The organism is Pseudomonas peradeniyensis (assembly GCF_014268935.2).
GTDB classification, from domain to species: domain Bacteria; phylum Pseudomonadota; class Gammaproteobacteria; order Pseudomonadales; family Pseudomonadaceae; genus Aquipseudomonas; species Aquipseudomonas peradeniyensis.
This window is the reverse complement of record NZ_JABWRJ020000003.1, coordinates 490,690-504,656: the sequence shown is the minus strand read 5'-3', so window position 1 is coordinate 504,656 and position 13,967 is coordinate 490,690. Positions and strand designations below refer to the sequence as shown.

General features: G+C 63.4%; 12 protein-coding genes. 3 read left to right on the top strand and 9 right to left on the bottom strand.

Translation table 11 applies throughout. The features are described from left to right. Positions 1-121: 121 nt before the first annotated feature. Complete coding sequence (gene rloA2 / locus HU751_RS17165) at positions 122-622, bottom strand: retropepsin-like aspartic peptidase RloA2 (protein WP_186731733.1); 501 nt, start codon at positions 620-622, stop codon at positions 122-124. A 182-nt stretch (positions 623-804) separates the two neighbouring features. Between rloA2 and yihG the strand changes: the two genes are divergently transcribed. Then, positions 805-1,692: a 1-acylglycerol-3-phosphate O-acyltransferase, YihG family gene (gene yihG / locus HU751_RS17160; RefSeq protein WP_186731734.1), complete on the top strand. Its 888-nt coding sequence runs from the start codon at positions 805-807 to the stop codon at positions 1,690-1,692. Between the two features lie 201 nt (positions 1,693-1,893). On the opposite strand, the gene HU751_RS17155 is transcribed toward yihG, so the two are convergent. Beyond that, positions 1,894-2,466, bottom strand: a complete 573-nt coding sequence (locus HU751_RS17155) for a DUF2780 domain-containing protein (protein ID WP_186731735.1) — start codon at positions 2,464-2,466, stop codon at positions 1,894-1,896. 285 nt (positions 2,467-2,751) lie between these two features. Between HU751_RS17155 and HU751_RS27370 the strand changes: the two genes are divergently transcribed. Further along, positions 2,752-3,552 (top strand): RHS repeat-associated core domain-containing protein, encoded by an 801-nt coding sequence (locus HU751_RS27370; RefSeq protein ID WP_186731736.1) that lies wholly within the window; start codon positions 2,752-2,754, stop codon positions 3,550-3,552. A 37-nt stretch (positions 3,553-3,589) separates the two neighbouring features. Here HU751_RS27370 and fdhA read toward each other — a convergent pair whose 3' ends face one another. From fdhA to HU751_RS17115, 7 genes are all read right to left on the bottom strand, one after another. Continuing rightward, positions 3,590-4,789 (bottom strand): formaldehyde dehydrogenase, glutathione-independent, encoded by a 1,200-nt coding sequence (fdhA, locus tag HU751_RS17145; RefSeq protein WP_186731737.1) that lies wholly within the window; start codon positions 4,787-4,789, stop codon positions 3,590-3,592. Between the two features lie 239 nt (positions 4,790-5,028). Then, the gene (purU, locus tag HU751_RS17140) at positions 5,029-5,886 is read right to left on the bottom strand and encodes a formyltetrahydrofolate deformylase (protein WP_186712622.1); all 858 of its coding nucleotides are present in this window, start codon (positions 5,884-5,886) and stop codon (positions 5,029-5,031) included. A gap of 12 nt (positions 5,887-5,898) precedes the next feature. After that, positions 5,899-6,531: a sarcosine oxidase subunit gamma gene (locus HU751_RS17135; protein ID WP_186731738.1), complete on the bottom strand. Its 633-nt coding sequence runs from the start codon at positions 6,529-6,531 to the stop codon at positions 5,899-5,901. A 179-nt stretch (positions 6,532-6,710) separates the two neighbouring features. Continuing rightward, entirely contained in the window at positions 6,711-9,728 is a 3,018-nt protein-coding gene (locus HU751_RS17130) for a sarcosine oxidase subunit alpha (RefSeq protein ID WP_186731739.1), read from the bottom strand. Next, positions 9,725-10,060, bottom strand: a complete 336-nt coding sequence (locus HU751_RS17125) for a sarcosine oxidase subunit delta (protein ID WP_011536147.1) — start codon at positions 10,058-10,060, stop codon at positions 9,725-9,727. The genes HU751_RS17130 and HU751_RS17125 overlap by 4 nt, the downstream gene beginning before the upstream one ends. Before the next feature lie 16 nt (positions 10,061-10,076). Then, positions 10,077-11,327: a sarcosine oxidase subunit beta family protein gene (locus HU751_RS17120; RefSeq protein ID WP_110735299.1), complete on the bottom strand. Its 1,251-nt coding sequence runs from the start codon at positions 11,325-11,327 to the stop codon at positions 10,077-10,079. Between the two features lie 15 nt (positions 11,328-11,342). Next, the gene (locus HU751_RS17115; protein ID WP_186731740.1) at positions 11,343-12,596 is read right to left on the bottom strand and encodes a serine hydroxymethyltransferase; all 1,254 of its coding nucleotides are present in this window, start codon (positions 12,594-12,596) and stop codon (positions 11,343-11,345) included. Positions 12,597-12,915: 319 nt separating this feature from the next. Here HU751_RS17115 and HU751_RS17110 point away from each other — a divergent pair, with 319 nt between their 5' ends. Next, positions 12,916-13,956 (top strand): threonine aldolase family protein, encoded by a 1,041-nt coding sequence (locus HU751_RS17110; RefSeq protein WP_186731741.1) that lies wholly within the window; start codon positions 12,916-12,918, stop codon positions 13,954-13,956. The last annotated feature ends 11 nt before the right edge of the window (positions 13,957-13,967 follow it).

Here is a 13,967-nt window from a genome sequence, read left to right as displayed (position 1 = left end):
GCAATCCTTGTTGTCTTCGCGGGCCCTTTCGCGGCACAAGGCCACTCCTACAGGAAAATGCGAATACCTGTAGGAGCGGCCTTGTGCCGCGAAAGGGGCGTAAAGCGCCCCCAATGCGAAATCAGCAGTCCGGCTTGCCCGCCGTGAACTTCTTCGCCGGGTTCACCGCCGCCTTGAACTCGCGCAGGGCCTTGGCGCCCACCAGCAGCGGGTAGTTGAAGCTGCTGCGGTCGACCAGGTTGACCTCCACGGTGCGCTTCACGTCGCCCAGGCACAGTTCCAGGTCGACCACCGGGCGGCGTGACAGCTCGGGGGCATCGCCTTCGTCTTCCTCGTCGGCGCGGTTCTTGATCTTGCTGATGCGCGCCAGCTTGTGTTCGTAGACCTTGCCGTCGGCATCCTTGGTCGCCAGGCGGAAACGCACCCAGTCCTCGCCATCGCGGGTGAACTGCTCGATGTCCTTGGCCGACAGCGACGCGGTGTACGCACCGGTGTCCATCTTGGCTTTCAGGGTTTCACCGATCTCCGGCAGGGCGATGTTCTCGTAGCGGCCATACAGGGTGGGCTCGGCGGCCATCACCGGCAGCGCCAGAAGGGACAGCAGGGCAAGCAGGGGTTTCACGGGGCAGGCTTCCTTGAGAGGGGTCAGTGCTTAGACTGCGCAGGCAGGATAGGTTCGCTGCAACAGGGTAAACAACACAATGTGAAACATTTGTCCCAGTTAATGGACGTACGACGTTTGGCTAAGGGCCAGACCCTGCTTATCATTGCCAACCGTTCACCTTAGACAACAAGAGTCCCTTTATGCGTCGCCTGCTGACCGGCATCCTCACCCTCACCCTGCTGCTGCTCAACACCCTGGTGCTGATCGGCCCGTTGCTGGTCTTCGCCCTGCTCAAGCTGGTACTGCCCGGCCGTGGCCGCGACTACGCGTCGGCCGCGGTGATGTGGATCGCCGAGACCTGGTCGGAAATCGACAAGGCCATCTTTGCCCTGTGCATCCCCACCCAGTGGGATATCCGTGGTGTCGATACCCTGCGCCAGGACACCTCTTACCTGTGCGTCAGCAACCACCAGACCTGGGTCGATATCCCGGCGCTGATCGAGAGCCTCAACCGCCGCGTGCCGTTCTTCAAGTTCTTCCTCAAGAAGGAGCTGATCTGGGTACCACTGCTGGGCCTGGCCTGGTGGGGCCTGGATTACCCGTTCATGAAGCGCTACAGCAAGGCCTTCCTCGACAAGCATCCCGAACTCAAGGGCAAGGACCTGGAGATCACCAAGGCCGCCTGCGAGCTGTTCAAGCGCCAGCCGGTGACCGTGGTCAACTACCTCGAAGGCACCCGTTTCACCGAGGCCAAGCGTCAACAGCAGCAGTCGCCCTACCGCCACCTGCTTAAGCCCAAGGCTGGCGGCGTAGCCTTCGTGCTGGCGGCGCTGGGCGAGCAGCTGGATGCGCTGCTCGACGTCACCATCGTCTACCCCGGCAACAAGGCGCCGGGGTTCTGGGACCTGCTCAACGGCAGCATCAGCCGGGTGATCATCGACATCCGCGTGCGCGAACTGGATCCGGCGCTGAGTGAAGGCGACTACGAGAACGATCCGGCCTTCCGCCAGACCGTGCAGGCCTGGGTGAACCAGCTGTGGCTGGAGAAGGACCAGCGGATCGAGGAACTGCGCGCCGAGATGCGTTGAAGCCAATGGCCTAATCGCGGGCAAGCCCGCGCCCACAGGATTTCGCGGTCCCTTGTAAGAGCGGCCTTGTGTCGCGAAAGGGCCGCACAGCGGCCCCAGGGTTTCGGCGTTAACACATCAATCGCCGGGGCTGCTACGCAGCCCTTTCCGACCGGTCCGACGCCTCGGCAAGGCCGCTCCTACAGGACCCGCGTCAGGCGCTCAGACCGATGGCTGGCTCAGCGGCGCAGGTGTATTCCACAAACTCCCCAGGTTCTGCAACAACGACCCGGCAATCCCCTGCTGCCCCAGGTACTGCAGGATCAACGGCGCAAACTGCCCGATCATCCCGGTATCCATGCCCAGCGCCTTGAAGGCGGTGTCCAGGTCGTTGCGGTTCTGCACCTCACCGCCCAGCGCGTTGCTCAGCGCCGAACTGTTCTTGTCATTACCCAGCAACTGCCCCAGCCCGCTCAACCCACCCAGCGCATTGGTGCCCGACAGCAGGTCCAGCCCCGGCACGGCCTTGGTCAGTTGCCCATAGTCGTCACCGCTGAGGTTGTTGCGCGCCAGCCCCAGCATCGCCCCGGCGCCACCGATGGCCTGCTCGGGGGTGATCTTCAATTCGCTGCCCAAGGTGTTGAGCAAGTTGGCCTGGCCAGCCGGGGCCTGCACCTGGCCCTGTTGATTCTGGTTCTGCATGGCCGAGACGGCATTGGCCGCGTCGCTGAGGTTGAAGGCGAACACCGGGCTTGCGGCCAGGGTCATCAGGGTTGCCAGGGTGAATGCTTTCATCGGGAGGGACCTCGTCGGCCGGAATGGCCGGGAAACGAGGGGTTGGACTGGAGCGCCGGGGGTTTGTTCCGGGCCGGCCATCGGTGTTCATTGCAAGGCCCGCGATGGACATTTACTGGCCAGCTCTGTTTTCCACCGCACTGGCCAGCGCATACGCCTGCCCCCAGGCGATCTGGAATCTGCTGAAGGATAGGTAGGGGGGGCCGCAGCCTAGCATTTTTGCCAGTTGTCTGTTGCCAGACCACCCGGCAGAGTCAAACTCCACTTCCTTGCTTTGGAGCTCGTATGAAACGGGAGTCAATACGACACGCTTCACCGACGCTGCTATCAACTGATATGTCCGGTTCAATACTACGGCATCACCGTTTAGTAGCAGTGCATGCTTTTTCATACACCGCCTATGGAAGTGAGAAGTTACCCTTCTCGACAAAATCATCACTTGGTTTCAACGGTGAGTTCCGCACACCCATGGGAGGCTACCTGCTCGGAAACGGCTACCGCACCTACAACCCTGCATTGATGCGTTTCAATTCTCCAGATAGTTTAAGTCCGTTCGAAGCTGGAGGACTCAATCCTTACTCATATTGCTCAGGGGATCCAATCAACAATATCGACCCCAGCGGCCACATGCAGCGTGCCTCGAAACAAACCCAACTGTCCCCTCGACAACAAATCGGTAGCATCCTAAGCCGGCAATTAGAGATCAAAGCAAAAATACAGTCAACAACATCTGAAATAAGTATGAATAAACGGGCCGAAGAAAAACTAAGTCCAAAACTTGAAAACATCCAGGTCAGTCTCAAAAAAGATTATGGCCTGCACAATAGGCGCTCAGGTCTACATCCCAGTGATAGGGCCAAAGCAGAAGAACGCAAGGACAAGATTCTCGGTAAAATGATTGATCTTGAGAAGGCACGCACCGCACTACAAAATAAAGTGACCGAATACCAAAATAGCTTCAGAAAGCTAAATACCGAACTTGACCTTATCGAGCAAAATATTGGCACTACAGCGTTCAATGCAATATACGACGACATCATGCAGCCCGTCGACTCAAACTCAAATACACGCAGCAATACAAACTAAAGAGTAGAGCCCCTTAGTGGGGCTCTGGCTGTTCTTATCAAGCAGCACTAAACGTCCTATGCGGATCAATCACAAACTTCTTCGGCACCCCCGCATCAAACTCGCCATACCCCTCCGGCGCCTGATCCAGGCTGATCACCTGCACCCCCACCACCTCGGCGATATTGATGCGATCCCACATGATCGCCTGCATCAGCTGGCGGTTGTACTTCATGGTCGGGGTCTGCCCGGTGTGGAAGCTGTGTGACTTGGCCCAGCCCAGGCCGAAGCGGATGCTCAGGGCGCCGATCTTCGCGGCGGCATCCACCGCACCCGGGTCTTCGGTCACGTAAAGGCCCGGAATACCGATCTTGCCGGCCACGCGGGTCACCTGCATCAGCGAGTTGAGCACGGTGGCCGGGGCCTCGTGCTTGGCACCTTCATGACCATGGCCACGGGCCTCGAAGCCGACGGCATCGACGGCGCAGTCCACTTCCGGCTCACCGAGGATATCGATGATCTGCTCGTGCAGCGGGGTGTCCTTGGACAGGTCGACCACTTCGAAACCTTGCGACTTGGCGTGGGCCAGCCGGGCCGGGTTGAGGTCGCCGACGATCACGCAGGCGGCGCCCAGCAGGCGGGCGGAAGCGGCGGCGGCCAGGCCGACCGGGCCGGCACCCGCGACGTACACGGTGCTGCCCGGGCCGACACCGGCGGTGACCGCGCCGTGGTAACCGGTGGGGAGGATGTCGGACAGGCAGGTCAGGTCGCGGATCTTCTCCATGGCCTTGTCGCGGTTGGGCAGTTTCAGCAGGTTGAAGTCGGCGTAGGGCACCAGCACGTACTCGGCCTGGCCGCCGGTCCAGTCGCCCATGTCGACATAGCCGTAGGCGCCGCCGGCGCGGGCCGGGTTGACGGTGAGGCAGACGCCGGTGTGCATCTCCTTGCACGAGCGGCAGCGGCCGCAGGCGACGTTGAAGGGTACCGACACCAGGTCGCCGATTTTCAGGCGTTCGACGTCACGGCCCATTTCGACGATTTCACCAGTGATTTCGTGGCCCAGGACCAGGCCGACCTGGGCGGTGGTGCGGCCGCGGACCATGTGCTGGTCGGAGCCGCAGATGTTGGTGGAGACCACCTTGAGGATGACGCCGTGCTCGATCTTCTTGCCGCGCGGGTCCTGCATCTTGGGGTAGTCGATCTTCTGCACCTCGACCTTGCCCGCGCCGAGATACACCACTCCACGGTTACCAGACATGCTTCTTACCTCGCTTGATTTGTATTTATGCAGCGGTGGTGGAAAGCGCCGCCTTTCCGTGGGCGGCCTGTGTTACTGGATGAAGGGGATTGTGGGCTGGATGGGCGCTGGGGCGGTGACTGGATGCGACAGGGGGATGCCTGTTTGCGGCGCACTATCTGTCGTAAAAAAGCATCGCGGGGCAAGCCCGCTCCCACGCTGTATACGTGGGAGCGGGCTTGCCCCGCGATGGCATCGGCTCAGAGAACAACAGTACGATTGGCGTTCAAAAACACCCTTCTTTCGATGTGATAACCAACAGCCCGCGCCAGGGTCAGGCACTCGATATCGCGCCCCTTGGCGATCAAATCCTCGGGATAATGCGCATGGTCCACCACCTCCACGCCCTGGGCGATGATCGGCCCTTCGTCCAGGTCGTTGTTGATGTAGTGCGCCGTGGCGCCAACCATCTTCACGCCCTTGTTGTAGGCTTGGTGATACGGTTTGGCGCCCTTGAACCCGGGCAGCAGCGAGTGGTGGATGTTGATCGCCCAGCCATCCAGCCGCCGACACAGCTCCGGCGACAGCACCTGCATGTAGCGGGCGAGGATGACCAGCTCGGCGCCGCTTTCCTCGATCACCTGCAGCACCTTACGCTCCTGCGCCGGCTTGTCATTCGGATCGAGGGCGAAATGGTAGTAGGGAATCTTGTGCCAGTGCGCCAGCGGCTCCAGGTCAGGATGGTTGGACACCACCGCGACCACATCCATGGCCAGCTGGCCGATGCGCTGGCGGTACAGCAGATCGTTCAGGCAATGATCGGCCTTGGACACCATGATCACCACCTTGGGGCGGTGATTCGGCGCGACCAGCTCGAAGGCCATGCCGAACGCCTCGCTGCGCTCGGCCAGCCCCGCACGGAAGGCATCCTCGTCGAAGCCATCCGGGACGCGGAACTCCACGCGAATGAAGAACCGCCCCGACAGCCGGTCATCGAAGGAATGGTGCTCGGTGACGTAGCAGCGCTGCTCGTAGAGATGACGCGTCACCACATCGACCGTGCCGAGCATGCTCGGGCAGTCAGCAGTGAGAATCCAGGTGTCCGGTGCCCGACTCATGGGTAATGCTCCTTACGCTTCGATGGCCAGGCCGTACTCGGCCGACGCGTCCTGCAGCCACAGCCACCAGTAGTCGGAGAAGCTGCGGCGGATCACCAGCTCCCAGGTGTCCTCGGCGGTGCGGCGGATCACCAGCTGCGACTTGGCGAACACGGTGCCGACGGCCTTGCCCACCGGGAAGTTGTTCGGGTGTACATCATAGCTGGTGGATTTCATCAGCACGTCGCGCACATTGGGGCCGCGCAGTTCGAGCAGGGTCTGCCCGCCGCTGACGTTGACCACCTGGATGTGCTGGCCGTCGAGGGCATCGCGCAGCTTCTGCTCGACGGCGAACTCCTGGCCGCCGGGGACGATCAGCAGCCATTCGTCCGGGCCCACCCATTGCAGCGACATCTCGTTGTTGGCGACCACGGTCAGGGCCACCGGCAGCTCCAGGCCAAGGGCCTTGTGCACGCCGCCGGCGAAGGCCTGGTCGTGACCATTGCCACGGATAGTCAGGTGGCCGAGGAGTTTCTTTTCGCGCAGGGTCACGCCTGCGTTCTTGCGGCCCTTGCCGACCAGGCTGGCCAGGTCGGCGTGGTGCAGCGGCGACTGGGCCTTGGCATCGCTGCCGGGGTTTTGCTGGAAGACGTTGATAGCGCTCATTTCTTACCTGCCTTGAATGCTTGTTCGTCGAAGAGACGCAGCTTTTCGACTGAATCCATCGGCCCTATCGCTGGCAAGCCAGCTCCCACAGGGACCGCGTGAACCCCGAAATCTGCTCCGATCCTGTGGGAGCCGGCTTGCCGGCGATGAGGCCCGGCCTGCCCCCACAGGGCCTGGTATCAAACGTTCTGCCGCTCGCCCTTCGGATCGAAGAACACCGAAGACACGATCTCGGCCTCGATCACGCTGCCGTCGGCCTGGGGCGAATACACCCGCTCGCCCAGACGCTTGAGACCGCCCTTGACCACGCCCATGGCGAACGAATAGCCCAGGGAGTTGGCCGCGTAGCTGGAGGTGACGTGGCCGACCATGTCCATCGGGATCGGCTGCTTCGGATCGAACACCAGCTGGGCACCTTCCGGCAGCCACACATTCGGGTCCACAGGCTTGAGGCCCACCAGCTGCTTGCGGTTCTCGCGCACGGTGTCTTCACGGTTCATGCCGCGCAGGCCGATCCACGAGAAGGCCTTGTTGCGGCCCACGCACCAGCTCATGTTGAGGTCGTCCGGGGTCATCGAGCCGTCGGTGTCCTGGCCAACGATGATGAAGCCCTTCTCGGCGCGCAGTACGTGCATGGTCTCGGTGCCGTACGGGGTCAGGTTGTACTTCTTGCCCGCCTCGACGATCTGCTCCAGCACGCCCATGGCGTAGTTGGCCTGGACGTTGATCTCATACGACAGCTCGCCGGTGAACGAGATGCGGAACACCCGCGCCGGCACGCCGCCGACCAGGCCTTCCTTCCAGCTCATGAACGGGAAGCCTTCCTTGTCCAGGTCGATGTCGCTGACCTCGGCCAGCAGCTTGCGGCTGTTGGGGCCGGACAAGGTCATGGTCGCCCAGTGGTCGGTGACCGAGGTGAAGTACACCTTCATCTCTGGCCATTCGGTCTGGTGGTACAGCTCCAGCCACTGCAGCACGCGGGCGGCGCCGCCAGTGGTGGTGGTCATGATGAAGTGGTTGTCGCCGACGCAGGCGGTGACGCCGTCGTCGAAGACCATGCCGTCTTCCTTGCACATCAGGCCGTAGCGGGCCTTGCCCACGTCGAGCTTGGTCCAGGCGTTGGTGTAGATGCGGTTGAGGAACTCGCGGGCGTCCGCGCCCTGGATGTCGATCTTGCCCAGGGTCGAGGCGTCCAGCAGGCCGACGCTGTCACGCACGGCCTTGCATTCGCGGGCCACGGCGGTGTGGATATCTTCGCCGGGCTTGGGGAAGTACCACGGGCGCTTCCACTGGCCAACGTCCTCGAACTCGGCGCCGTTCTTGATGTGCCAGGCATGCAGGGCGGTGAAGCGCACCGGCTCGAACAGGTGGCCACAGTGCCGGCCCGCCACTGCGCCGAAGGTCACCGGCGTGTAGTTGGGGCGGAACATGGTGGTGCCCATTTCCGGGATGCCTATCCCGAGCGAACGGGCGGCGATGGCCAGGCCGTTGATGTTGCCCAGCTTGCCCTGGTCGGTGCCGAAGCCCAGCGCGGTATAGCGCTTGACGTGCTCGACCGACTCGAAGCCCTCGCGGGTGGCCAGCTCGATGGCAGCGGCGGTGACGTCGTTCTGCTGGTCGACGAACTGCTTCGGCGCACGGGCGGTGCCCTTGTCGTGGGGCACCTGGAACAGCGCCACGGTGGCCTCTTCCTTGCGCGCCAGGGTTTTCGGCAGGGTGCCGGCGCTGGCCTTGAAACCGGCCTCGGTGGCCGCACGCACGCCGCCTTCGAAGCCGTCGGCGATCACATCGCCCAGGGCATAGACTCCGTTCACGCCACCAACGCACACACGCTTCTGCGGTGCGTCGCCCGGCACGAAGCCGAGGATGTCTTCACGCCAGACCGGGCGACCGCCCAGGTGCGAGGCCAGATGGACCACTGGGCTGTAACCGCCGGAAGTCGCGATCAGATCGCACTCGAGGGTTTCACCCGGGCTGGTGACCTTGTGCGCCTGCACATCGATGGCGGCCACGCGGGCGCCGGTGACGTGCTTGCTGCCCTTGGCCTCGATCACGGCGCTGGAGGTAAGGATACGGATACCTTTGGCGCGGGCCTCTTCGACCAGCGAGCCACGCGGGTTGTGGCGGGCATCGGCGATGGCGACCACTTGCAGGCCGGCATCGTGCCAGTCCAGCGCGCAACGGTAGGCGTGGTCATTGTTGGTCGACAGCACCAGCTTGCGGCCCGGAGCCACGCCGTAACGGCGCACATAAGTCGAGACCGCGCCAGCCAACATGTTGCCCGGCAGGTCGTTGTTGCCATACACCAGCGGACGCTCGTGGGCGCCAGCGGCCAGTACTACACGGTTGGCACGTACACGGTGCACGCGTTGGCGTACCTGGCCAATCGGCGCACGGTCGCCGAGGTGATCGGTGAGGCGTTCGTGGATGGTGAGGAAGTTGTGGTCGTGATAGCCGTTGACCGTGCTGCGTGGCAGCAGGGTAACTTCCGGCAGCGACTCCAACTCGGCAACGACGGCGTTGACCCAATCGGCGGCCGGTTTGCCATCGAGGGTTTCGCGGCTGTCGAGCAAGGTGCCGCCGAACTCCTCCTGCTCGTCGGCCAGGATCACTCGGGCACCGCTACGGGCAGCAGCCAGCGCGGCGGCCAGGCCGGCAGGGCCGGCACCGACGATCAGCACGTCGCAGTGCTGGTTCATGTAGTCGTAGCTGTCCGGATCGTTCTGCAGCGGCGCACGGCCGAGGCCCGCCGCCTTGCGGATGTACTTCTCGTAGGTCATCCAGAACGACTTGGGGTACATGAAGGTCTTGTAGTAGAACCCGGGCGGCATCATGTTGCCGCCGACCTTGCCGATGATGCCCATCATGTCGTTGTTGACGTTCGGCCAGCCGTTGGTGCTGGTGGCCACCAGGCCTGCATACAGGGCCTGCTGGGTGGCGCGCACGTTAGGGATCTGGGTGGCTTCGCTGGAACCGATCTGCAGGATCGCATTCGGCTCTTCGGTGCCGGCGGCGATGATCCCGCGCGGGCGCGAGTACTTGAAGCTGCGCCCGACGATGTCGACGCCGTTGGCCAGCAGCGCGGCGGCCAGCGTGTCCCCGGCATAGCCCTGGTAGGTCTTGCCGTTGAAGCTGAAGTTCAGCACCTTGCTGCGGTCGATACGGCCGCCGCTGGCGAGGCGATAGGTCTGGCTCATACTTTTTCCCCTTGGCCCTTGGCGGTCGCTGGCGCGGTGCTTTGCTTCGAAGTAGCGGTGACCTGAGGCTTCTCGCCGATCTTGTAGGTTTCCAGGATCTCGTAGGTCACGGTGTCGCGGGTGACGTTGAAGTACTGGCGACAGCCCGCGACGTGGTCCCACAGCTCATGGTGGATGCCGCGCGGGTTGTCGCGGAAGAACATGTAGGTGCCCCACTCCTCGTCGGAGCAGGCGTTCGGGTCCAGCGGGCGGGCGATGTGCGCCTGGCCCGACGCGTGGAACTCTTCCTCGGAGCGCAGCTCGCCGCAGTGGGGACAGAAGATTTGCAACATGACGGTTGTCTCCGGGTCAGTGGGCGACGGCAGCGGCGCCGTGTTCGTCGATCAGCGCGCCGTTGTAGAAACGGTCGATGGAGAAAGGCGCGGCCAGCGGGTGCATCTCGCCCTTGGCCAGGCTCGCGGCAAACACGTTGCCCGAGCCCGGGGTGGCCTTGAAGCCGCCGGTGCCCCAGCCGCAGTTGAAGAACATGTTCTTCACCGGGGTCTTGGAGATGATCGGGCAGGCGTCGGGGGTGGTGTCGACGATGCCGCCCCACTGGCGGTTCATGCGCACGCGGGAGAGGATCGGGAACATCTCGACGATCGCCTGCAGGGTGTGCTCGATGACCGGGTACGAGCCGCGCTGGCCGTAGCCGACCCAGCCGTCGATACCGGCGCCGATCACCAAATCGCCCTTGTCGGACTGGCTGATGTAGCCGTGCACGGCGTTGGACATGATCACGCTGTCGATGATCGGCTTGATCGGCTCCGATACCAGTGCCTGCAACGGGTGCGATTCCAGCGGCAGGCGAAAGCCCGCCAGCTTGGCCATGTGGCCGGAGTTACCCGCAGTGACCACGCCGACGCGCTTGGCGCCGATGAAGCCCTTGTTGGTTTCGACGCCGATCACGGCGCCATTCTCTTTACGGAAGCCGATCACCTCGGTCTGCTGGATCAGGTCCACGCCCAGGGCGTCGGCGGCACGGGCGAAGCCCCAGGCCACGGCGTCGTGACGGGCCACGCCACCACGGCGCTGCACGGTGGCGCCGAGGATCGGATAGCGGGTGTTCTTCGAGCAGTCCAGGTACGGGATCTCGGCCGCGACCTGCTCGGTGCGGATCAGCTCGCCGTCCACGCCATTGAGGCGGTTGGCGTTGACCCGGCGCTCGGAGTCGCGGATGTCCTGCAGGGTATGGCACAGGTTGTACACGCCGCGCTGGGAGAACATCACGTTGTAGTTGATGTCCTGGGACAGCCCTTCCCACAGCTTCATGGCATGTTCGTAGAGGTGCGCCGACTCGTCCCACAGGTAGTTGGAACGCACGATGGTGGTGTTGCGGGCGGTGTTGCCGCCGCCCAGGTAGCCCTTCTCGACCACCGCCACGTTGGTGATGCCGTGCTCTTTCGCCAGGTAGTAGGCGGTAGCCAGGCCATGGCCGCCACCGCCGACGATGACCACGTCGTAGACCTTCTTCGGCGTCGGCGTGCGCCACATGCGCTGCCAGTTCTCGTGGTGGCTGAGGGAGTGCTTGAAGAGGCCGAAGCCCGAATAACGTTGCATGGTGTTCTGCTCCACTCAGCGGTAGACCGGGAAGTCGGCGCACAGGGCAGCGACGTTCTTGGCCACATCGGCCTCGACATCGGCGTCGCCCAGGTTGTCCAGCACATCGCAGATCCAGCCGGCCAGCGCCACGCACTGGGCGACCTTGAAGCCACGGGTGGTGACGGCCGGGGTGCCGATGCGCAGGCCCGAGGTAACGAACGGCGACTGCGGGTCGTTGGGCACGGCGTTCTTGTTGACGGTGATATGGGCGCGACCGAGGGCGGCGTCGGCGTCCTTGCCGGTCAGGCCCTGGCGGATCAGGCTGACCAGGAACAGGTGGTTGTCGGTGCCGCCGGAGACCACGTCGTAGCCGCGGTCGATGAACACCTGGGCCATGGCCTGGGCGTTTTCGATGACTTGCTTCTGGTAGGCCTTGAAGCCAGGCTCCAGTGCTTCCTTGAAGCACACCGCCTTGGCGGCGATCACGTGCATCAGCGGGCCGCCCTGGGCGCCGGGGAACACGGCGGCGTTGAGCTTTTTCTCGATCTCTTCGTTGGACCTGGCCAGGATCAGGCCTCCACGCGGACCGCGCAGGGTCTTGTGGGTGGTGGTGGTGACCACGTCGGCGAAGGGGATCGGGTTCGGGTACAGGCCGGCGGCGACCAGGCCGGCGACGTGGGCCATGTCGACGAACAGCAGCGCGCCGACTTTATCGGCGATCTGGCGGAAACGCGGGAAATCGAGGGTCTTCGAGTAGGCCGAGAAGCCGGCGACGATCATCTTCGGCTTGTGCTCGACGGCCAGGCGCTCGACTTCGTCGTAGTCGATCAGCCCGGTAGTGGTGTCAATGCCATACTGCACGGCGTTGTACAGCTTGCCCGAGGACGACACCTTGGCGCCGTGGGTCAAGTGGCCGCCGTGAGCCAGACTCATGCCCAGGATGGTGTCGCCGGCCTGCAGCAGGGCCAGGTACACGGCGCCGTTGGCCGAGGAGCCGGAGTGCGGCTGGACGTTGGCGTAGTCGGCGCCGAACAGCTGCTTGGCGCGCTCGATGGCCAGTGCTTCGACCTTGTCCACATGCTCGCAGCCACCGTAGTAGCGCTTGCCCGGATAGCCTTCGGCGTACTTGTTGGTCAGGCCGCTGCCCTGGGCCTGCATCACGCGCTTGCTGGTGTAGTTCTCCGAGGCAATCAGCTCGATGTGATCTTCCTGGCGCTGTTCCTCGGCATTCATCGCCGCCAGCAGTGCGTCGTCATAACCCTGGATCTGGTCTTGCTTGCTGAACATCGTGTATCTCCCGGCAGCGATCGTTTCTTGTCTGGTGAGGGTTTTCCCACCCTTTGCAGCGATGGTATGACCGGGCACCGGGACACAGATGCCTGCGCGCGCCTTGCAATGGCGCGTTTACGACATTGCTACCCCAAGCGCCACACAGCCCTGTGGGAGCCGGCTTGCCGGCGATGGGGCCAGACGCAGAACCATCGCTGGTTGAGCGGACGCTATCGCCGGCAAGCCGGCTCCCACAGGGATAGCGTTGGCCTGTATAGGCAACCACCAAATCGATGGTTTAGAGTGCGTTCCTGCGTCGTACAAAAGGACAGGCGTCATGACCGACAACAACCAACAATTCGCCAGCGACAACTACTCCGGCATCTGCCCCGAAGCCTGGGCCGCCATGGAAAAGGCCAACCAGGGCCACCAACGCGCCTACGGCGACGACCAGTGGACCGAACGCGCCTCGGAATACTTCCGCAAGCTGTTCGAGACCGACTGCGAGGTGTTCTTCGCCTTCAACGGCACCGCTGCCAACTCCCTGGCCCTGGCCTCGCTGTGCCAGAGCTACCACAGCGTGATCTGCTCCGAGACCGCCCACGTCGAGACCGACGAATGCGGCGCGCCGGAGTTCTTCTCCAACGGCTCCAAGCTGCTGACCGCCGCCAGCGTCAACGGCAAGCTGACGCCCGAGTCGATCCGCGAAGTGGCGCTCAAGCGCCAGGACATCCACTACCCCAAGCCCCGCGTGGTGACCATCACCCAGGCCACCGAGGTGGGCACCGTGTACCGCCCCGACGAGCTCAAGGCGATCAGCGCCACCTGCAAGGAGCTGGGCCTGAACCTGCACATGGACGGCGCGCGCTTTACCAACGCCTGCGCGTTCCTCGGCTGTTCGCCGGCCGAACTGACCTGGAAGGCCGGGGTCGATGTGCTGTGCTTCGGCGGCACCAAGAACGGCATGGCGGTGGGCGAGGCAATCCTGTTCTTCAACCGCGACCTGGCCGAGGACTTTGACTACCGCTGCAAGCAGGCCGGGCAGTTGGCATCGAAGATGCGTTTCCTGTCGGCGCCATGGGTTGGTCTGCTCGAAGACGGCGCGTGGATGCGCCATGGCAAGCATGCCAACCACTGCGCGCAGCTGCTGGCGTCGCTGGTGAGCGATTTGCCGGAGGTGGAGCTGATGTTCCCGGTGGAAGCCAACGGGGTGTTCCTGCAGATGCCGGAGCATGCGCTGGAAGTGCTGCGAAACAAGGGGTGGCGGTTCTATACCTTCATTGGTAGCGGTGGGGCACGGTTCATGTGCTCGTGGGATACCCAGGAAGCCCGGGTGCGTGAACTGGCGGCGGATATCCGCGCGATCTTCGGCACCTGATCAATCGCCAT

Bases quoted from the DNA above. Each gene is read 5' to 3' on its own strand.
- yihG (WP_186731734.1), top strand. From the start codon at position 805: ATGCGTCGCCTGCTGACCGGCATCCTCACCCTCACCCTGCTGCTGCTC.
- HU751_RS17155 (WP_186731735.1), bottom strand. From the start codon at position 2,466: ATGAAAGCATTCACCCTGGCAACCCTGATGACCCTGGCCGCAAGCCCG.
- HU751_RS27370 (WP_186731736.1), top strand. From the start codon at position 2,752: ATGAAACGGGAGTCAATACGACACGCTTCACCGACGCTGCTATCAACT.
- fdhA (WP_186731737.1), bottom strand. From the start codon at position 4,789: ATGTCTGGTAACCGTGGAGTGGTGTATCTCGGCGCGGGCAAGGTCGAG.
- purU (WP_186712622.1), bottom strand. From the start codon at position 5,886: ATGAGTCGGGCACCGGACACCTGGATTCTCACTGCTGACTGCCCGAGC.
- HU751_RS17135 (WP_186731738.1), bottom strand. From the start codon at position 6,531: ATGAGCGCTATCAACGTCTTCCAGCAAAACCCCGGCAGCGATGCCAAG.
- HU751_RS17130 (WP_186731739.1), bottom strand. From the start codon at position 9,728: ATGAGCCAGACCTATCGCCTCGCCAGCGGCGGCCGTATCGACCGCAGC.
- HU751_RS17125 (WP_011536147.1), bottom strand. From the start codon at position 10,060: ATGTTGCAAATCTTCTGTCCCCACTGCGGCGAGCTGCGCTCCGAGGAA.
- HU751_RS17120 (WP_110735299.1), bottom strand. From the start codon at position 11,327: ATGCAACGTTATTCGGGCTTCGGCCTCTTCAAGCACTCCCTCAGCCAC.
- HU751_RS17115 (WP_186731740.1), bottom strand. From the start codon at position 12,596: ATGTTCAGCAAGCAAGACCAGATCCAGGGTTATGACGACGCACTGCTG.
- HU751_RS17110 (WP_186731741.1), top strand. From the start codon at position 12,916: ATGACCGACAACAACCAACAATTCGCCAGCGACAACTACTCCGGCATC.